This is a genomic window from Alkalihalophilus marmarensis DSM 21297 (genome assembly GCF_000474275.2).
Lineage (GTDB): Bacteria > Bacillota > Bacilli > Bacillales > Bacillaceae_D > Alkalihalophilus > Alkalihalophilus marmarensis.
Window position 1 is genome coordinate 170297 of record NZ_ATAE01000003.1, and the last position, 20324, is coordinate 190620.

Consider the following 20324-nt stretch of genomic DNA (forward strand, 5'->3'; position numbering starts at 1 on the left):
GTGTCAAACTTTTCTGTTAATAGTTTCGATCATAAAAAACGAAGGTATGATTATACCTCCGTTGCTGTTCTAATTTGTTTTTCAATATCTTCTTTCAAAATATACACTTTTCGTGGTCTGCCTGATTGGCTGTTTTGTTCCAGTCCTCTTATTTCAATAATGTGAGATTCATAGAGGCGTTTAATAAAACGTTCAGATGTACGTGTTGATACTTTTGAATAGGAGGCATAATCATTCACAGTAAAAGGCTGATATTGATGTACTCTTATAAAATGAAAAAATCGATTGAATGTATTTAGGGTTATATTGGTTTTCTTCATCAATCCATGAAGCCAATTATCAGTGACTCTAACTGGTGTTTCTTTTATAACCCCTCTTATCGGGCCTTTCAATTTTTTATCTTCAGTCAATAAGTAGCCGTTGCTTTCTGATGGAGAGGTCTCTTGTTTTGCAATTTGGATGGCTTGTTTTGCATGCTCTTCTGCTTCGTATAAATGACGTCCGTATCCAATGCCAATATGAAATGGAGAAGTGAGCTTGTTTTCAAGGAATTTAATCCAAGAAGAGTCATTCACCATTAACAGATGTTCCTTAACCATACCTACGGTTGAATAGAAAGTTGCTGTCTCATGTCTTGTTAATGATGAAGTTTGCTGCTTCGTAGTAAGTGTCTCAAAGAAAGAAGATAGTACCGATTGCATATGAGAAGTAATCTTACTATCTGGGAAAGAGAGCGAAATTACAGCAGGCATCCCGTCTTTGAGGCGGGAGAATTGAACTTGTTTAGCAGCATCCTTCAAGGTAGTCTTTAAGGTTTGTTCTGTGTCAATCATATAAATGACAGGTACGTCCGCTTTTTTTAACAAGTCATGAACATAATGAAGGCTCGTAATGGCCATTTTGGTTTTGCCTGATTTGAATAAGTGAATATGAAAATCGGCTATCTTCAAAAAGGATAATTCTCGATCTTCTTCATCTGCATAGATCCATTTATAGTCGTACACCTGGTCATCATTGAAGCAAAGCTCTATGTCCTCTGCTACGCTATGTAATACGTTTCGATCTGGCAGGTCAAAAGAGAGCTCTTCAACCTTACAGGAGTACTTTAGGACGCAATGAAGTAAAGAAGCTGCCACCATATATTCATGGAAGGGCGCGATCACAACTTGTTTGTCTGTACGAATTAACTTATCTCTAAAATGAAAAGGAACAATTCCTGAAAAACAGATAACGTCTGTTTCTTCTATGGCTCTTCTATGCAGCAGCTTGATCTCATCAGGCGTTTTATAGGGATAGATGTTTAATGAAATCTCGGGTAAGGTTTCACTAATTTCTCGTACTTTAATGGAGGAGTGCTCAGAACCAATAAATCCTATTTTAACAGTCAATTGATCACCATCTTTCCGGCTGGTAAAAGATTATATACTGTTATTGTAACGAACAAATGATAGAAGAGCTAGAAGGTCTATATGTTATAAACATATGGTATGATTTGGATGTGGCAGTATCGATTTTTGTCTAGAAATTAACGGAAAAGGTTGAAGGACAGGAGGTGGAATTAGGTGAGGAGATTGTATGACAAATATATCCTTCAGATGTGGCTATTAACAAAAAGAGATGTGAAGGAATGTAAGGAGCTAGCAGAGCAGACGTCATCTAAGACTGGTAAAATGTATTTTCGCGGACTTAAGATGCAAAGCATGATGTTTTTACTTGTTTATTTTTTCCCTCTCGTATGGTTGATGTTTGCATGGATCGTAGGATTCCCGCTGCTTATCTTAGAGGAAGGATTTGTTATGGCTTTGGTACTTTTAAGTGTTTCAACGATTATGATGTTATTGTTTTTAACGATTGTTAGAGCCGGTCGTATTCATTTGTACAGCAAAGTGAAACAGAATGTAATCGACAAGTACATAGATTAATGGTACAAGGTCCTTATTATTATAAATTGTGTTCAGTGCCTCTTTAATCTTGCATAGGAATGGATTAAAGGGGGAGTTTTCTATGCGGACATTTAAATATAAACCCCGAAAAAAGAGAGGGCCTTTACCTTTTAGGTATGTCTTTATTTTATCTATAATCCTACTTGCCGCCCTAACGATCTGGGGGTTATGGATTATTGAAAAAGGGATTAAACCAACGCTCTTACAAATTGCTACTACTGAAACAAGAGTCATTGCGACACAAGCGATAAATGATGCTGTTTCAAAGAAGATCGTATCTGAACTTGATCAAGCAGAGCTATTTTTGATTGAAACAGATGCCGATAATAAGGTAACCTCGCTTCAATTTAACACGCAGGTTTATAATAGGGTCTTATCAGAAGCAACGAACAGAGTACAGCGACATTTGAAAGCGATTGAACATGGTGAACCATTTGATATTTATAGTGGAAGTGAGGGGGAGGTCCATACGTCAGATGGGGGTGTAGTATATGATATTCCTCTTGGGCAAGCAACAAATAATGCACTGCTAGCTCAAATGGGCCCAAGAATTCCTGTTCGCTTCTCGGTCATTGGTGATGTGAAAACTGATTTCCATAGAGAAGTGATAAATACGGGCATTAATAACACCACACTGATTTTTGGGATAGATATAACGGTGGATGTTAAAATTGTCATTCCATTTGCAACAGATACACAAGCCATTCATACCGTCATTCCAATCGGTGTCCGCACGATTCAAGGAGAAGTTCCGGAGTATTATTCAGAATCTGGTGGGATGATTGTACCCGCTGTTTCTGAGGAAGAGTAGGATCATATCTTTTATAACAGAAAATGAAAATGCAGATGCAAAAAAGATTCCTCTTAAGCAGGAATCTTTTTTTGTTCCAAGTGTAAATGCATGCAATGTTACATAACAATTGGTAAAATAATATTAAGTAACATCTTTTGAGGTGATTTATGGAATTCGTAGAACCGATTAAAGAGATTGAAACGATTAATAGAATCAAACAGTTATTAAAAGAAAAGTCTCCTAGAGATTATTTATTATTTGTGATTGGTATTAACACGGGAATCTCAATCAGTTATTTGTTGAATATAAAAGTTGGTGAATTATTAAATGGAGATAATGTACGTGAGTTTTATTATCTAAAAGAAAAAAGTAACAGTCAGGGCAAGCTGTTCTATATAAATTCAATTGTAAAACATGCATTGCTCCTTCAAATTAATGAAGCTGGCTTAAAAGAGGAAGATTATTTATTTAAGTCACGCAAAAATAATCAGGCCATAACAAGACAGCAGGCGTACCGCATCATTCATTCAGTGGCTAGAGAGGCTGGAATGACAGAGAAAATCGGTACTCACACGTTAAGAAAAACATTTGGCTATCATGCTTACCAAAAAGGTGTAGCGATCTCACTTCTTCAAAATATCTTCAATCATTCTACGCGAGCGGAAACACTTCGCTACATTGGGGTAGATAAAGACAACGTAAAAGTAAAAATAGACGTTAATCTATAAAAAACAGGGGGGACGGGCATGCATGCTAAGTTCTGTTAATATTGATTATTTTATTTTATTAATGGCTCTTCTGCTCATTATTGGAGTGCTGACGACTAAATTTTCGACTCGTCTTGGTGTACCTGCACTAGTCTTATTCTTAGTGGTAGGAATGGTGATGGGTAGTGACGGGCTAGGGTTTATTCCATTCAATAACCCTTACCTTGCTCAATTAATTGGAATTATAGCTCTGGTTGTGATTTTATTTGAAGGCGGTTTGCAAACAAAGTGGTCATCTGTTAAAGCTGTTGCTAAGCCATCCTTATCTCTCGCCACAATAGGGGTTTTACTGACCACAATTGTAGTGGCGGTTGCAGCGAAACTTATCTTTGAAGTTAGCTGGTTAGAAGGATTTTTATTTGGAGCAATTGTTGGCTCTACGGATGCTGCTGCTATATTTGCGGTTTTGAAAGGTCAAAACATAAAGAGCAAGCTTAGTTCCACACTAGAAGCAGAATCTGGAACGAACGATCCGATGGCAGTCTTCCTCACCTTATCTTTCATTCAATTACTTACCATAGACGATTCTTCCTACCTAATGCTTATCGGCTCATTCTTCTGGCAAATGGGAGCAGGTCTTGCATTAGGGTATGGATTGGGTCTGCTTGCGAGTTATGCTATTAATAAAATTAATCTCGATTCAAGTGGGTTGTATCCCATCTTTGCGCTAGCCTTTGCTTTATTAACCTACAGTTTAAATGATTTGATTGGTGCTAGCGGCTTATTAGCTGTGTATGTAGCTGCCTTAGTTATAGGTAACCGTGATTTAACATATAAGCATTCCATTTTCAGATTCAACGAAGGTTTTGCATGGATGATGCAAATTTTAATGTTTATTATACTAGGCCTCTTAGTTTTCCCAGCACAGCTTTTATCGTTTGATATTATTGTCAAAGGCTTCCTGCTCGCGTTAATTTTAATATTCGTGGCTCGCCCAGTTGCCGTCTTTCTTACCACGCCTCGAATGGGATTTTCGACACGCGAGAAAATATTTTTATCCTGGGCAGGTTTAAAAGGAGCTGTTCCAATCGTATTAGCCACCTTTCCAATGACGATGGGAGTGGAAAACAGCCAATTATTCTTCAATGTTGTCTTTTTCGTTGTTCTAACTTCAGCCCTCATTCAGGGTTCAACCATTTCTTACTTTGCAGAGAAGCTTGGTTTGAACGGCCCTGAAAAAGTAGAACCCCCACATACGTTAGAGCTTGTATCTATTGGAAAAGCGAATGCTGAAATCATTGAATTTGCAGTGAATGAAAATATGAAAGTGACTGGCCAAGCATTGAAAGACCTTGAATTACCTAGCGACGTATTGATCAGTGCAATCATACGTAATGGCGACCTTGTCACACCACATGGTGAAACGGTCATTAAGCCTGGGGATATTCTCTATATTCTTGTTGCAAAACAAACAATTAAAGCCTTAAAAAGGTTAATGAATGAGACAAAAGATGAAGAAAACTGATGCTTTAAAAGCGTTTCTGCAATGGCAGGGACGCTTTTAATGTTGGGTTAACTCACTTGGCAAGGAGGGAAGCCATGGATGTCTTGAATGGATTTAAAGTCATACTGTTTCAGGGCAAATTGAGAATGGTAGAGATATTCAAGGACGAGAAGCTTCTGGTCTGTTGAACCGCATAACACGCCAGAAGTTCCAGTCCCATCTCTAAAAGAGACTCCGATAGGCTGATTTGTCAAATACGGGATTTTTTGTAGCCAATGCATCACGCTCACCCCTTTATATCCATCCTATGTGCACAATTGGAAGGAGTGATTATAAACAATCATAGAAACCACTGCGAATATTTATGAATCAGGTAATATGGAATGAAATAAGAGATAAACGTTTTATTAAGATTCCAATCGTTTCCGTAGGCAGCTCGTCCCATCCATTTCACCAAAAATTCAAGAATGGTTGTAAAGCATGTAAACACGAGTACCCATGAAGATGCTGACTCCTTTGTCCTCCTGATTAAATAAACCATGATAGAAGAAAACACTGGATACAATCCAAGATTAAGCGGCATTGTAGTTAAAAACTGCTTTTTCTTTAACACAGGCTTTAGCACCCAGAAATGATGACGGTCTCCCCAGATACATAAAATCGTGGCAATGACTGTTGCAAAAGGAGTAATTTTATAGAGAATCATTTTATTTCTCTTTCTAAATAATAAAGTGGCAAGGATCCAGGGGATAAAAAAGAAATAGAAAATATTTACTCGCATAGGAATCACCTCAGTCATAGCGTCTCACCTCATGAGTAAATTATGCTGAGGAATTGCTTAAAAGGCTAATAAAGAATCGATAAAAACCCGCCTGCTTGATACAGGACGGGCCTTATCATTGTCATTCACATTGTCATTTGCTTATTGTAGAACGGCACCGATCTCAAGAAGAGAATCTTTATTCATCTCTTCTCCAGATGCCATTAACTCGATATGCACTTCATCTTGCGACCAAAAAAGAAAGTGCATATCAAACATGTTCATATAGTGGCCTTCAAAGTCTTCTGTAGAGACTGGCTCTGATTCTTCAAGCATTTCTGTTTTGTCAGTTGTTAGAGAGATCATTAAATAATCAGTTCCATCAATGTAGTGGATTGTAGCCATGTCCATATCCTCAAAATAGGTTGCCTCTTCGAATTCAAAATTCTGAGGGATGCCTTCTAATTCTGGAATGGAGAAAGGTGCTGCTTCTTTTAACTCTTCTAGTGTTAAAGATTCGGGCATGAAATCGTCAATCGTAAGAACTTCTGCATCCTCTGGTATATCAAATTGGAAAAGGGTTTCATCGATATCAATATTGTATTCAATATGTGTATATTCAACGGAAGAAGAAAATTCATCACTAATCCACATCATCTTAAGCGGCATATAGGTTTCTTCATCTACCCAAATATCATAATTGACTTCGCCTAGAAAATCCTCTTCTTCTCCTTCTTTACTAGCCAGCGCCAAGTGAATTGTACTACGTCCGGCAATCGTTTCTTTTCCCATTACAGTCACATCTGTCGAATCAAGCATTTCAGTCAGGATTTCGCGGATGATCTCTCCCTCGCTAGGAGTCTCTTCAGCTAATTCATCTGATGTTTCAAAGACAGTTACCGTATTTTCATGAGGATCGTAGGACCACGATTCTTTGCCGTTAGAAATATGAAGATAACCATCTTCCATTTCTGTACGATATCTGTCAGGTTTAACATTCCATTCTTTATACGTTGAAGATTCATTCTCATTTTCATTATTTTCCCCTTTGAATTTAAAGGTGGAGGAAACCTCAGCATAATAGCTTTCTAAGTTTTCTTGGGCTTCAACAGCCTTTTCAATAATTTCGTCGGTATTTTCAAGAGAGCATCCTGCTGTAAGGAAAATGGCTGTTGCTAGCGTGAAGGCAGCTTTAATTTTTTTCATAACTTTTCACCTCATTTTTGATTTATCTAACCGAATATAACTATAAAGAGGAAAAATAAAGAAAAAGAAAGGAATTTATAAAGAAAGTATGAAGTTCCGAGTTGGTCTTTTATAGAATCACATAATTTACTATAATAGGAAAATAGAGAAATGGATGCTAATTCATTAGAAGGAATGAAGAGGAATGACAGAGACAATTCTCGTAATAGAAGACGACCGAGAGATTAGTAAAATACTAAATGAATACTTAATTCGTGAAGGATATAAAGTCGTCATGGCTCATGACGGAGAGGACGGGTTAAGACGCTTTGCTTCGATTCAACCCAACCTCCTCTTAGTTGATTTAATGCTTCCTAAGGTGGACGGCTTTGAAGTGTGCAGACAGGTGCGTCAACAAAGCGAGGTGCCGATCATCGTTGTAAGCGCCCGTCAAAGCGATATTGATAAAATACATAGTTTAGGGCTAGGAGCAGATGACTACATCACTAAGCCATTTAGTCCGCTCGAGCTTGTTGCCCGTGTTAAATCCCACCTTAGACGTTACCACCGTTACAATGGTCTAAAGGAAAAAGAGAAAGTGCTTAATTTTGATGGGTTAATGATTAACACTAATCGTAGAATGGTAGAAAAAGAAGGCAATCCGCTGACCTTAACGATGAAGGAATTTGAACTACTGCTAGCACTTGCTGAAGCTCCGGGGCAAGTTTTTTCTAAGGAACAGCTGTATAACCGAGTATGGAAGCAAGATGATGCGGATGATATTCGTACAGTAACGGTTCATATAAAAAATGTACGTCGAAAGTTAGGCGACGGCAGTAAGCACCCCCGTTTTATTGATACAGTGTGGGGGATAGGCTATAAATTTATAGGTCAAAAACATGAAGATTCGTAACTGGCTTCTTCTCCTTTTATGTGTCGTGATGGTGGTCCCTTTTGTATCGACTTATTTCTTTATCAGCTACATAAATGATTGGATTGAACGTGAACAATTTCAAGAATATATAGATACCTCTATTCGCATTCATCATCTTGCCTCCACCTTAAAAGAAAATCCTCGTCTTTATCAGTTTCCTCCAGTAGATGAAGAAGCCCTAGCGGGTGAAGTCAATGAGGATGAAATTGTACATATTTATTCAAAAGACCGCCAAGTCCTTTTAAATATTAATGGGCAGACGTTGTATACTGGTGCCGTCCCTGCAAACCAATTAATGCAAGGCTTATACGAAACAGAGGAATCCCTTTCTCATTTTACGTATAAGGAGCCAGTTTATTATGAAGATGAGATCATTGGCTATTTTGAAATTAAAAAAGAGAGAACAGAATTGATGAAACAAATTGATCGGGGCTCCATTTATACGGTTCTTTTTATGATTGGCGTGCTTATTTTGACATTACTGATTACGCATTTCTTAGTCAGGCGGAGAATCGTAAGACCTGTGACTACTCTAGTAAAAGAGATGAAACATTTTGGGGCAGGAACCTTTCCAAAGAGGAAAGCGGATTACGGAATGAATGATGAATTTAGTGAACTGCTTGAAGGGTTTTATACGATGAGTGGGGAGATTAAAGAGGTTCAAGAGGTGAAGCAAAAACTCATAGCTGCCATTTCGCATGATTTGCGCACCCCCTTAACTTCTATAAAAGCCTATGCAGAAGGATTAGCTCACCATCCCGAGAAGCAAGAAGAGTACCGGGATGTGATTATTAGAAAAGCTAACTATATGGAAAAACTCGTGGAAGATCTTCTTTTGTATTCTAGGCTTGAGATGAACAGTTTGGAGTTAAATAGACAGGTCGTTGATGGAGAAGAAGTAGCAGAGATGTTAGTGGATGGATACGCGGAAGTGTGTCATCAAAATGGGATTGAACTCATCACTCAAATTGACGTCCAGCCATGTGACATTCTTTGTGATGTCGATCGCCTAGTTCAAGTGATGGATAATCTTGTGACTAATGCAATCAGGCATACGAAAACAGGGAAAAAGATTGAATTAACGGCCACGACTAAGCGAGATCTCCTGCCGTCAGATGTGCCGGTAGATGATGATTGGATTTATTTTATCGTACAAGATGAGGGGTCAGGCATAACGAAAGAAGACCTTACTCATGTGTTTAAATTATTTTATCAAGCAGACAGTGCAAGAAGTAAGGATCGGGGAAAGGGAGCTGGACTTGGTCTTGCGATTAGTAAACAACTAATAGAGCTGCACGGCGGTGTGATTGGTGCTGCTTCTACATTAGGGGTTGGCAGCTGCTTTTATTTCGCCTTAAAAAAAGAAGAATAGCGGGGGGATGAGATTGAAAAATGTAGCTATTGGGGTCATGAGTATACTCCTTATTATAGTTAGCGGATGTCAGATGAGAGGGTTAAGCGGCAACGAGGTCATGGCAAGTATGCTTGAAGCAAATCAAACGGCGATCTCTTATTATATGGAAACGGATTATCAGGGGAATGACGGTGATCCATTTACTATGAAAGAATGGCGGATGGCGGATGGCAAGTTTCGTACAGAAATGTATGAAGGAGAGAAACTTGTTTATGTTTCGCTTTACAGTGACATTGGACATGTCCTGCTAGATTATGAAGAAGAACAGCTGATCACGTATGATTCACCGGAAACGGCATCCTATTTAACACAGACACCTCGTGAGTCGATGATGCAGATGCTTGAAGCAATGCATGATCATTACGACATTAAAGTAAAAGAGGAAGCCAAGCTTCTAGATAGAGAAGTATTTGTACTGGAACTTAGTTCAAAACAAAGTGATAACGATCAAATGGAACTTTGGATTGATAAAGAAAATTGGGTGTTGCTGAAGACGGATTTTGTATTTGATGAGGAATGGATGACAAGTGAAGCAGCTGCTTTTGACATAAATCCTAAAATGGAAGAGTCGCTCTTTCTCATTGATGATACAATTGATTTCGAACCAGTCTCTCTAGATGATCTTGTTTCAAATGAGCAGGTTGACTTAGAAGAAGCAAAGGAGAAGACAGGATTTGACATCTTAACACCGACGCAAGAATATCATTTTCATGAGGCCACTATGTACCCTAGACCAGAGGATGAAATGGGTGTAACACTTACTTACAGAGACGCAGAAGGCCGACACTTATTTTCATATGAGGTATTTAAACGAGATGAGCCTCTAGCAGCAGTCTTTGGAAATGAAGAAGAATTAACAGTTAGAGAATCTCCAGGTTTGTTAATTTGGGATCATACATTAAAAATGATTTCATGGCAAGAAGGTGATGTGTTATATAGATTTAATCCTGAAAATGATCTTATAACTAAAGAAAAAGCACTGCAAATTGTAGAAGGACTAAGATAGATAACGGGGAGCAATGACATGAAGATGTGGTGGCTCCCTTTTTAATAGTAAGAGATGTTCTAAATAGATAATTAGGAAAGGAGACTTCATGAAACTATACGGTGAATTTTCACAAGCGGATTGGCTAAAGGCACTACAAATAAGTAAAGCTGATGTTCCTGTTTCATTTATCATTCACGGGGAATGGGAGCATGAAGAGAACATCACTCAATGGAGAGATATATTAAAAGAGGAAATGCGGCTGCCGAAGTGGAATAGTGTAATGGGCAGACACAAGGGGGCGCAAGTAGGTTTTGCCAATGTATACGGAGCGCCTATGGCTGTAAATATCGTTCATCAATTTGCGGCTAGCGGGACTGAGGTCTTTATTCAAACAGGCTATTTCGGCGGATTGTCATTAGAAGTTAAGTATGGAGATATTTTCATTGTAACGGAAGCTGTGATGGGGGATGGGGTCTCAACTTCCTATTTGACTGGCGAAATAACGGTGAAGTCAGATCCTGAGCTTGTTGCATTAGCTGTGAAGTATTGTGAAAACAAAGGGTACAGCTATACTACAGGTTCTATTTATTCAACTAACACCCTGCTGCTTGAAACAAAGGATCTGATCAAAGCATGGGCTAGTAAAGGGTGTATAGGAGTAGATATGGAAACGGCCGTGACCATAGCAGCAGCTCAGTACTTTAATAAACGAGCTGTAGGTTTGTTAACACTTTCTGATCATTTAATAAATGGTGATACCCTATACACTTATACCGAAGATCGTGAAGCGGTTGAGGCTCGTACAGATGAGCGAGTTAGAGAAGTCGCCCTTTATCTAGCAGCAGGAGAGTGGGGTGATTAAATGGAAGATATGTATCTATTTATCATAGTTATTGTTGCATTATCGCTCTTTTATAACGGATATAAAAGAAAAATGAATTACGATATAAAACGGTTAGAACTAGAATTAGAACACAAGAAGATTGATCTTGAAACAAAGAAAATAGATTATGCCAGACACGTGAGTAAAGATCAAAAGCATGTTTAAAGAAGCATTTCTGTCACACAGAGATGCTTTTTCTTAAGGAATGAAGAATGGAGATGAATCATGAACAAACAAAAAATAGCTATGCTGCATTTATTACTTAATGCCGGAGAGGTTGAAATAAATCAAAGCCTCATAACACAAGCCGTACAAAAAGCAGCTGAAAAGGGAGCAGAATGGATTATTACTCCAGAGCTAGCTGTCAGCGGACTTCAATTCACAAAAGAATGCGGCACGGATTGGATTGAGCAGCAGCCAGATGAATGGATGTCTAGTTTAATGGAAGTGGCTAAGTCTTCAGCAGTAACCCTCTTTATAGGGGCACCTGAAAAAGATCCTAAAGGGGAATTGTTTAATTCAGTATTTGTCATTAATCGAGAGGGGCAGCTGATCGGAAGACAAAGGAAGCTTTCAAGTGTAACGGATGATTGGTCCTCGTCAGGAGAGCGTCTTCAACCAATAACAATTGATCATGTAAACGCTGGTATTCTCATTTGTGCTGATTCCTACACAAAAAAGAACGCTGTAGCTCTTAGAGATAAAGGAGCGGAAATCCTTATTGCGCCATCTTCCTGGGGACCGGGGCTGCATGGGCCAAATGGAGAGTGGGAAGCTAGAACAATAGATACCGGTCTGCCGATGTTTGTATGTAATCGTACAGGTGAAGATGAAACTGTTACTTTTTGGGAAGCTAAAAGTCTAGTGATTGATCATGGGGTACACTTGCTTGCCCATCATTCAAGAGAATCAGCGATATTACTGTTCGATTGGGATTTTGATAAAAGGGAGTTACTATCAACTGAATTTGAGGTTGAATATATCATTTGAAAATTGAAACCTTATTCGATGTCACCCGTACATACAAGGTAGGGTGACAACTAAAAAAGAGGAGCTGCCGTGATGAAAAAATTACCTTTCATCTTATTATTGACTTTCGTTCTGCTCATAATTTTAACTGGTTGCGGGAATGATCTGACTTACTCTGAAGTCTCGATTGATCATGTAGAATCCAATCTAGATGCATTCATTCAACAAGCAGAGCCAGAGAACGGGATTTATCTCTTCTTCCATAATGATGACAGCTTTTATGTCTATGTAACGAGCGGTCATCTCACCCAAGGAGAAAGACCTTTGCACATTTCTAATTTTAATATAGAGCGCGAGGCGGATGTATTAAACATTTATTATGAAGAAGAGCAAGCAGAAGAAGAGTCTAATAACCACCGTTTGTATCTTGTTAAGTTGGATAAACCAATTGAGGAAATCAACGCATATAAAAATGGCGAAGAAATTCCATTTGCAATGGTAGGCGGCAGTTAGTTCACGTTTTTGTTATCATTTTTACACCCTTTATTAGATAGTCGTGTTAAACTAGCACATATTAATGTAATTGGAGGATGAAGAATGGGAAAACGATTATTATTATTAATTGTCACAAATATTCTCGTTATGACGACCATCGTCATTGTTTGGTCACTCATAACGACCTATACGGGAATAAATGGATCATTCCAAACAGGTGCTCCTGGTGTTGGAATTGACTTTATTGCGCTTGGTGTATTCAGTTTGCTTGTAGGTTTCTCAGGGGCATTTATCTCCCTTGCAATGTCACGTTTTGTTGCAAAAATGATGATGAAAGTAAAGATTCTAGATCCTGATGGGAATTTGACTCACGAAGAACGCGCAGTGGTAGAGAAAGTGCATCGTCTATCACGTGCTGCAGGATTAGCTCATATGCCGCAGGTTGGTATTTATCCATCTGCAGAGGTCAATGCTTTCGCTACAGGACCATCAAAAAAACGTTCGCTTGTTGCAGTTTCGCAAGGATTATTAAATACGATGGATGATGATGCAGTTGAAGGCGTTATTGCCCATGAAGTCGCTCACGTAGCGAATGGAGATATGGTGACGATGACGCTCTTGCAAGGGGTAATTAATACATTTGTTGTCTTCTTCTCGCGTATTGTAGCGATTATCGTTTCAAGGTTTGCACGTGAGGAATTACAATGGATTGTTCAGTTTGCTGCTATTATAATTTTCCAAATCCTCTTCTCTATCCTTGGAAGTCTTGTTGTCAGTGCGTATTCCCGTCACCGAGAATTCCATGCTGACCGCGGGGGGGCGGATCTTGCGGGACGTGATAAAATGGCACATGCCCTACGTTCACTTAAAGCATATGTAGACCGTGCGAATGTACATGATCGTACGAATGACAGTGCTGTTCAAACGATGAAAATTAACGGAAAAGGTGGAGTGATGAGATTATTCTCTACTCACCCAGACCTTGATGAGCGTATTGCACGTTTAGAAGAACGTTAAATGTAGAAAGCGAATCCTTTTAAGGATTCGCTTTTTTGCATATATGTGCCGGTTATACTTTTGGAAATTTATCAGTATTGAGTTATGCCGCAGTTCAGTTCAACTGAAAATCCTAAAATGTAGTGTAGGTGTAAGCCCGCCGCTTCTGAAATATGCCTCGCTTTCCACGGTGAGCTGCGGGGTCTCATCCCTGATCTAGGCACCGCTCAAGATCTCTCTAACATAAATGCCTCAAACATGGGTTACAGCAAAGTCTTCGCTCCTGAACTATACTTCGCTTTTCGCGGGGAGCTAGTGAGCTTCCTCGGGCTAATGCCCTGTGGGATCTCACTCCTGCTCTAGTCCCTGCAGAAGTCTCCATATAGTTCATCCGCTAAGGGGTTGCATTGAATAATTATCAAGTGGAGCGATTTAGTTATGGTTCAGTTCAAATTAATAAAAGCAGACATCCTTGGGTTCATCTGCTAAGGTCACTGAACAGCTGCTTATATTGAGGGAGCAACTTAACAACATCCTTCCTCCGTTGATTGTAGCGGAAGGCACCGACTCCAGCGGGATGTGCGTGACCAGGGAGATCCCACAGGAGCCAATGCGACGAGGAAGCTCCCGGACCGCCCGTGGAAAGCGTGTGCCTGCAGTGGAAATCAACAATTATTGCAGGGAGGGCTTTTGCAATAGTCTCATGTAAAGCGGGGTTCAAGTATTCCTTTAACTCTAATTAGATGATGTTTAGAAATGAATACCCCTTGCCGTTCTGTGTTACGATAAAAATAAGGACAAAAAGGAGGGGAACGGATGAAGGATTTAACTACAATTGAAATGGTAGATGAGTTTATACAAGAGAACAAATTTAGTTTCGTCTACGTATCAAGGACGAATTGCGGTGTATGCCATGCCTTGCTGCCGCAAGTTAAAGAAGTATTGTCGGAATTCCATCTGATTAACCAAGGATTCGTAAATGCGGATCAACTAGAAGAAATAGCTGGCAGGTTGTCTATATTCACAGTTCCTGCTCTGCTCCTATTTATCGATGGAAAAGAGACGATAAGAGAAGCTAGATTTGTTCCAATCGAAACGTTTGAAGAAAAGGTTCGAAAGGTTTATCAACTTTATAATGCTGATTAAATCATATAAAAAAGCAGCTTCAATTTATGGAAGCTGCTTTTTAGACTATTTTGTCCCCTCTAAAGGCTTGTTTTTTTATTGAAATAAACTTTGTACGTTCGATAGACAAACTAAGTAACTGGTGATATAATTCAATTATTGAAAGCGGTTACCACTAAACCTTAATAATGGGGGAATAAATAATGAGCTATTTTGATAATGTGAACAAGGTTAAATTTGAAGGTTCTGATTCTACCAATCCGTTTGCTTATAAATATTACAATCCCGAAGAACAATTTAATGGAAAATCAATGGAAGAATATCTTCGGTTTGCGGTATCATACTGGCATACCTTCACAGGAGAAGGGAATGATCCATTTGGAGCGGGTACTGCCGTTCGTCCATACAACCATTTTACAGGAATGGATCTAGCAAAAGCACGTGTTGAAGCCTCATTTGAATTCTTCGAAAAGCTTGATGTACCATATTTCTGTTTCCATGATATTGATGTAGCTCCAGAATCAGATTCATTAAGCGAGACATTTAAAAATCTCGATGAAATTGTGTTAATGATCAAAGGGTATATGAAAACAAGCAAGGTTAAATTACTTTGGAACACAGCGAATATGTTTACCCACCCACGTTGGATGCATGGTGCTGCTACAGCACCGAATGCCGATGTATTTGCCTATGCCGCTGCAAAAGTAAAAAAAGGTCTAGAAGTTGGTAAGGAGCTTGGTTCACAAAACTATGTATTTTGGGGCGGACGTGAAGGGTACGATACATTATTAAACACAGATATGGGCTTTGAGCTTGATAATCTGGGACGCTTCTTTCATATGGCGAAAAGTTATGCAAATGAAATTGGCTTCGATGCTCAGTTCTTAATAGAACCAAAACCAAAAGAACCAACAAAGCATCAATATGATTTTGATGTCGCTACAGGTCTTGCATTCTTACAAAAATATGACCTGCAGGATACGTTTAAATTTAATATCGAAGCTAACCACGCAACACTTGCTGGTCATACTTTCGAACATGAATTACGTACGGCACGTATCAATGGTATGTTAGGTTCAGTGGATGCGAACCAAGGTGACACATTACTAGGATGGGACACAGATGAATTTCCTACGGATCTGTATTCTACAACTCTAGCTATGTATGAAATTTTGAAAAATGACGGTCTTGGAACTGGCGGTTTAAACTTTGACGCTAAAGTAAGACGTGGATCATTTGATACCGATGACCTGTTCCATGCTCATATTGCAGGGATGGATGCCTTTGCAATCGGTGCAAAAGTGGCCCAACGCTTAATTGATGATAAAGTGTTAGAAGACTTCATTGCGGATCGTTACAGCAGTTACAATAATGGAATCGGACGTGACATTGTTGAAGGAAAAACGGATTTCCATAAGCTTGAGCAACATGCTCTGCAATTAACGCAGATAAACAACAAATCTGGTAGACAAGAACAATTGAAATCAATTGTCAATAAATACTTGCTAGAGACATTTGCAAATATTACGGTAAAGTAAGGAATGTGTGCTGAGGGCTTATGGGTCCTCAGCCTCTTTTTTGAAAAGGGGGATAGGAAGAATGGTGATTAGGACAGAAGAGGTTATTGGTGAGCTAAACGGTCAATCCGTGAAGTTAGTCCGATTAAGTAATAACAATGGAATGGAAGTGGCGTGTCTTAACTATGGATGTACGATTACAGAAATTCGTGTGCCGGATCGGAATGGGGTAATTGAAAATGTTGTATTAGGTTTTGATACATTAGAAGAATATATCAAACACTCTCCTTACTTTGGATCGGTGGTAGGACCGGTAGCAGGAAGAATAACAAACTCTAGCTTTATTGTAGACGGTGTACACTATCAGCTGCCATCAAATGAAGGAAAGCATCATCTTCATGGAGGACCGAATGGTTTTGATAAAGTGATCTGGGATGTGGGAAATGTAGAAGATGAGTCGATTCTTTCATTTACATATGAAAAAGTTGATGGATTCGCAGGGTATCCGGGTAACTTGAAGGTTACCGTTACCTATCAATTAACAAACGATAATGAGCTTATCATCTCTTATTACGCAACGACTGATAAGAAGACCGTGGTAAATATGACGAACCACTCGTATTTTAATTTAAGTGGAGCGATTAAAAGAGATATCCTCTCCCATGAATTAAAGGTCGCTAGTGATCGGTTCTTACCATTAAATGACTCGTTGATCCCAACGGGTGAAATAGCAGAAGTTGAAGGTACAGCATTTGATTTTAGAGAAGGCAGACCTTTGGAAGATGGAGTGAAATCTAGGCATTCACAAAACCTGCTCGTTGGTAGAGGTTATGATCATCCTCTTATTTTAAGTAGAAACCAAAAAGAAGAAATATGCTTGGTTGAACCTCAAAGTGGACGGAAGCTTACTATTGAAACAGATGAACCAATTGTTGTATTGTACACTTCAAATATGATGAAGCCTACCTTTACTATGAGAGGGGTAGAAGCGAACAAGTATTTAGGGGTTTGTCTAGAGACACAACACCACCCTGATGCAATCAACCATTCTTCCTTTCCTTCGATCGTTCTGGATGAAGACGAGGAGTATAAGACGACTACTGCCTATCGTTTTTCTATAGAGTAGGAGCTAACAAGAATCACTTTTAGAAGTGGTTCTTTTTTTCGTGAAAAGAAACCACATATGCATTCAGCACATGTGGTAAGACTTTTATTCTTTTTCTTTATAGATGAAGTAATCAAAGTCTGCGGGAAGGCTTTCTCCGGAAGTGTCTTGACATTGCATCCCAACGAATGCTCCTGTGAAAAATCCGCCGCCTTGGATGTAGTCATCTGATAGTTTATAAGAGTAAAAGTCAATTGGAATGACCAACCAACTTTCTCCATCAAATGAATACGAATATCGGTAGGTGTTCGTATTGACATCAACACGCATAAAGACATACTCCACATCATCTGGAACTGGAATTTCATTATCTTTAAGAGGTTGATCAAATGTAGTGTTATCACATGTAGTTAGGTCAAGAATTCTGCCTTTCTCCTCATGCCATGTTAGTTGGAGAGCAGTCCAATTTTGTGTATTGTAGTAGTTTACTAGGCCTGCTGCCTGTTGGAAAGAGTGAGGCATGAATGATACTTTTGTTTCTGCACTAAACGCAAAATGCTGCCAGCGCCTTGCTACAAATGCTTGAGTGAACTTTGATGTTAAAGATTCTTTTCCGTATAGACGCAAATGACCTTTGTTTTCTGTAAGAGATAATGTCTTCTCACTAAGGGGAATACGGAGAGTCTGAAAATGAAGAATTAATTCTTCATGATCAAAATCATCTTTCTCTAGAATATCATTTTCCCCTTTCACCTCTTCTATTGCGGGTCCTTCTATTTCAAAGGAAGGCTCGTTTCCACCTACTACATAAGGCCAGTCATTTTTCCATTCAAGACGTTGAATAGCCGTTTCGCGGCCGAGCGGGCAGAAACCACGAGGGTCGAGCAGGGGCTGCCCTTCTCTAGGTAATGGTCGTCCTGTTAAGTGAACGAGAAACCACTCATCTGTATGAGTGTGAACAATCGATGCATGGCCTGCTTTTTGAAGAGGGTTTCTTGGATTTGGAAACGACGTAATCAATGGGTTTTCTGGATGAACTTCATATGGTCCCCACAAGTCTCTAGAGCGAGCAATTGTAGCTTGATGATCGTATTTAGTGCCACCCTCTGCTGTTAATAAATAATAATAACCATTTATTTTGTAGAGGTGAGGAGCTTCGGTCAATTTGATATCGGTTCCTTTAAAGATGACTTCTTTTTTGCCGATCAGCTTCTCTTCTTCAACACTATATTCTTGCAAAACGATGCCATAGAAATTGTGATGAGACAAACGGTGGTCCCAAACCATGTTCACAAAATACTTTTTACCGTCATCGTGATGGAATAAAGAAGGGTCAAATCCTGAGCTGTTTATGTGGATCGGTTCTGACCATTCCCCATCAATCGTATCGCATGTGACGAGGTAGTTATGGCAATCCTTCCATTGTCCTTCTGTAACTTTTACATCAGTATAGATTAACCAAAATTTCCCGTCGCTATAAGAGAGTGCAGGAGCCCAAATGCCACCTGAATCAGGATTTCCCATCATATTTAATTGACTGAGGCGGTTGAGTGGACGAGAGATGAGGCGCCAATTCTTTAAATCTTTTGAGTGGTAGATTCCAACACCAGGGAACCACTCAAACGTAGAGACAGCAATATAATAGTCTTCTCCGGCACGGCAAATACTCGGGTCTGGATTAAATCCTGTTAAAATTGGGTTTTGAATGGTTGTCATAACGTTTCACCTCTTAGTTAAGATTGGTTTATCAATAAATTTATTTGTTACGCTTCTTCTACATTAATTGCTAGAAAATTCTCGGCTGAAAAAGCAGCAACACCAAGAGCAGCAGAGCGTTTTTCAAGTTCTGAGAAATGAATGTGTAAATCTTCTTGATGGGTGGATAACACTTGTTTTTCTATTCTGTTTTTTAGTGGCTCGAGAAGCCAGCTTTCTAGTGCAGCAAGCCGGTTACCGATAATGATCTGTTCTGGATTAAATGAATTCACAATATTATTGATACCGACAATTAAATAGTCGGCAAGTTTTTCTATCAGGTGAATGGTTTTTTTATCTCCACTTTCAGCAAGTGTAACAAGTGCTTCGAGTGTAATCGGTTGGTCGTTATCAAGGATGATTCCATGCTGTAAGGCCATCTCTAGTAGAGCTCTTTCAGACGCATATAATTCCCAACAGCCTTTATTTCCACAAGTACAAGTAGGACCTTCCATATTAATCGTCATATGGCCAAGCTCTCCTGAAAGACCATTGTGCCCTTTATAAAGTTCACCGTTTAAAATGAGCCCGACGCCAATTCCAATGCCGCCACTAACATATACAAGATTATTGGCTTCTTTTCCGACTCCAAATTTCTGTTCTCCATAAGCACCAGCATTAGCTTCATTTTCAATCTTCACTGGTACGTGATACTTCTCTTCAATAACAGTACGTAAATCTTTGTTTTTCCAGCCTAGATTAGGAGCAAGCAAGATGTCTCCTGTTTTACTAATCGTTCCTGGTACTCCTATGCCGATACCGACAATGCCATAAGGGGAAGCAGGCGCAGCGGCCATTAATTCATTAATTATTTCAAATAAGATCTCAGTCGTTTGGTCAAATGAAAGGTTCGTCTCCTTAATTAGCTTTTCATTGCAAATATTCCCTTGCAAGTCACAGAGCGTACCAAGAATATAATTAACGCCAATATCAAGACCAATTGAATATCCTGCTGATTGATTAAATAGCAACATAACAGGTCTTCTACCTCCACTTGAAATGCCAGGACCTGTTTCTAGGATTAAATCCTCTTCTAGTAATTCATTGACAAGAGAAGAGACCGTTCCTTTGTTTAGGCCAGTTTTTTGAGCAATATCAGCCCTTGAGATAGGGGAGGATTCTTTAATAGAATGAAGAACGAGAGACTTGTTACGTTTTTTAACAACGTGTTGATTGAACGTTTGAATCATTTTCATTGTCTGCTCCACACTTTCTTTTGAAGTTTTTTAACAACTGTATTTTTCATAGACT

Annotated in this window: 20 protein-coding genes; 14 read left to right on the forward strand and 6 right to left on the reverse strand. The window is 39.2% G+C overall.

All coding sequences use genetic code 11. The features are described 5' to 3' along the window. Positions 1-50: 50 nt before the first annotated feature. On the reverse strand, positions 51-1388 hold the full coding sequence (locus A33I_RS00930; protein ID WP_022626598.1) for a hypothetical protein: 1338 nt from the start codon (positions 1386-1388) through the stop codon (positions 51-53). Between the two features lie 174 nt (positions 1389-1562). Between A33I_RS00930 and A33I_RS00935 the strand changes: the two genes are divergently transcribed. The 4 genes from A33I_RS00935 (at position 1563) to A33I_RS00950 (ending at position 4968) form a co-directional block, all read left to right on the forward strand. Further along, complete coding sequence (locus tag A33I_RS00935) at positions 1563-1922, forward strand: hypothetical protein (protein WP_022626599.1); 360 nt, start codon at positions 1563-1565, stop codon at positions 1920-1922. 82 nt (positions 1923-2004) lie between these two features. Continuing rightward, positions 2005-2754 (forward strand): sporulation protein YunB, encoded by a 750-nt coding sequence (gene yunB / locus A33I_RS00940; RefSeq protein ID WP_022626600.1) that lies wholly within the window; start codon positions 2005-2007, stop codon positions 2752-2754. Between the two features lie 149 nt (positions 2755-2903). Next, positions 2904-3464: a tyrosine-type recombinase/integrase gene (locus A33I_RS00945; RefSeq protein WP_022626601.1), complete on the forward strand. Its 561-nt coding sequence runs from the start codon at positions 2904-2906 to the stop codon at positions 3462-3464. Positions 3465-3486: 22 nt separating this feature from the next. After that, entirely contained in the window at positions 3487-4968 is a 1482-nt protein-coding gene (locus A33I_RS00950) for a potassium/proton antiporter (RefSeq protein WP_022626602.1), read from the forward strand. A 47-nt stretch (positions 4969-5015) separates the two neighbouring features. Here A33I_RS00950 and A33I_RS20090 read toward each other — a convergent pair whose 3' ends face one another. The 3 genes from A33I_RS20090 to A33I_RS00960 form a co-directional block, all read right to left on the reverse strand. Beyond that, entirely contained in the window at positions 5016-5228 is a 213-nt protein-coding gene (locus A33I_RS20090) for a hypothetical protein (protein WP_083477560.1), read from the reverse strand. 59 nt (positions 5229-5287) lie between these two features. Continuing rightward, on the reverse strand, positions 5288-5746 hold the full coding sequence (locus tag A33I_RS00955; protein ID WP_022626604.1) for a CBO0543 family protein: 459 nt from the start codon (positions 5744-5746) through the stop codon (positions 5288-5290). Between the two features lie 123 nt (positions 5747-5869). Beyond that, positions 5870-6913, reverse strand: coding sequence for a LolA family protein (locus A33I_RS00960; protein ID WP_022626605.1), 1044 nt, complete (start codon positions 6911-6913; stop codon positions 5870-5872). A gap of 184 nt (positions 6914-7097) precedes the next feature. On the opposite strand from A33I_RS00960, the gene A33I_RS00965 reads away from it, so the two are divergent. The 10 genes from A33I_RS00965 (at position 7098) to A33I_RS01015 (ending at position 17339) form a co-directional block, all read left to right on the forward strand. Further along, positions 7098-7805 (forward strand): response regulator transcription factor, encoded by a 708-nt coding sequence (locus A33I_RS00965; RefSeq protein WP_022626606.1) that lies wholly within the window; start codon positions 7098-7100, stop codon positions 7803-7805. Beyond that, entirely contained in the window at positions 7792-9198 is a 1407-nt protein-coding gene (locus A33I_RS00970) for a sensor histidine kinase (RefSeq protein ID WP_022626607.1), read from the forward strand. The genes A33I_RS00965 and A33I_RS00970 overlap by 14 nt, the downstream gene beginning before the upstream one ends. A 13-nt stretch (positions 9199-9211) precedes the next feature. After that, the gene (locus tag A33I_RS00975) at positions 9212-10246 is read left to right on the forward strand and encodes a LolA family protein (protein ID WP_022626608.1); all 1035 of its coding nucleotides are present in this window, start codon (positions 9212-9214) and stop codon (positions 10244-10246) included. A gap of 88 nt (positions 10247-10334) precedes the next feature. Beyond that, entirely contained in the window at positions 10335-11090 is a 756-nt protein-coding gene (locus A33I_RS00980) for a phosphorylase family protein (protein WP_022626609.1), read from the forward strand. A gap of 246 nt (positions 11091-11336) precedes the next feature. After that, on the forward strand, positions 11337-12101 hold the full coding sequence (locus tag A33I_RS00990) for a carbon-nitrogen hydrolase family protein (protein ID WP_022626611.1): 765 nt from the start codon (positions 11337-11339) through the stop codon (positions 12099-12101). A gap of 72 nt (positions 12102-12173) precedes the next feature. Next, on the forward strand, positions 12174-12593 hold the full coding sequence (locus A33I_RS00995) for a hypothetical protein (protein WP_022626612.1): 420 nt from the start codon (positions 12174-12176) through the stop codon (positions 12591-12593). An 84-nt stretch (positions 12594-12677) separates the two neighbouring features. Beyond that, positions 12678-13592, forward strand: coding sequence for a protease HtpX (gene htpX, locus A33I_RS01000; RefSeq protein WP_022626613.1), 915 nt, complete (start codon positions 12678-12680; stop codon positions 13590-13592). Positions 13593-14387: 795 nt separating this feature from the next. Next, positions 14388-14717, forward strand: a complete 330-nt coding sequence (locus A33I_RS01005; protein ID WP_022626614.1) for a thioredoxin family protein — start codon at positions 14388-14390, stop codon at positions 14715-14717. Between the two features lie 182 nt (positions 14718-14899). After that, entirely contained in the window at positions 14900-16234 is a 1335-nt protein-coding gene (xylA, locus tag A33I_RS01010; RefSeq protein ID WP_022626615.1) for a xylose isomerase, read from the forward strand. A 61-nt stretch (positions 16235-16295) separates the two neighbouring features. Next, positions 16296-17339: an aldose epimerase family protein gene (locus A33I_RS01015; protein ID WP_022626616.1), complete on the forward strand. Its 1044-nt coding sequence runs from the start codon at positions 16296-16298 to the stop codon at positions 17337-17339. An 84-nt stretch (positions 17340-17423) separates the two neighbouring features. On the opposite strand, the gene A33I_RS01020 is transcribed toward A33I_RS01015, so the two are convergent. Beyond that, positions 17424-19034 (reverse strand): glycoside hydrolase family 43 protein, encoded by a 1611-nt coding sequence (locus A33I_RS01020; protein WP_022626617.1) that lies wholly within the window; start codon positions 19032-19034, stop codon positions 17424-17426. A 47-nt stretch (positions 19035-19081) separates the two neighbouring features. Beyond that, positions 19082-20269 (reverse strand): ROK family transcriptional regulator, encoded by a 1188-nt coding sequence (locus A33I_RS01025; RefSeq protein WP_022626618.1) that lies wholly within the window; start codon positions 20267-20269, stop codon positions 19082-19084. Positions 20270-20324: the final 55 nt, after the last annotated feature.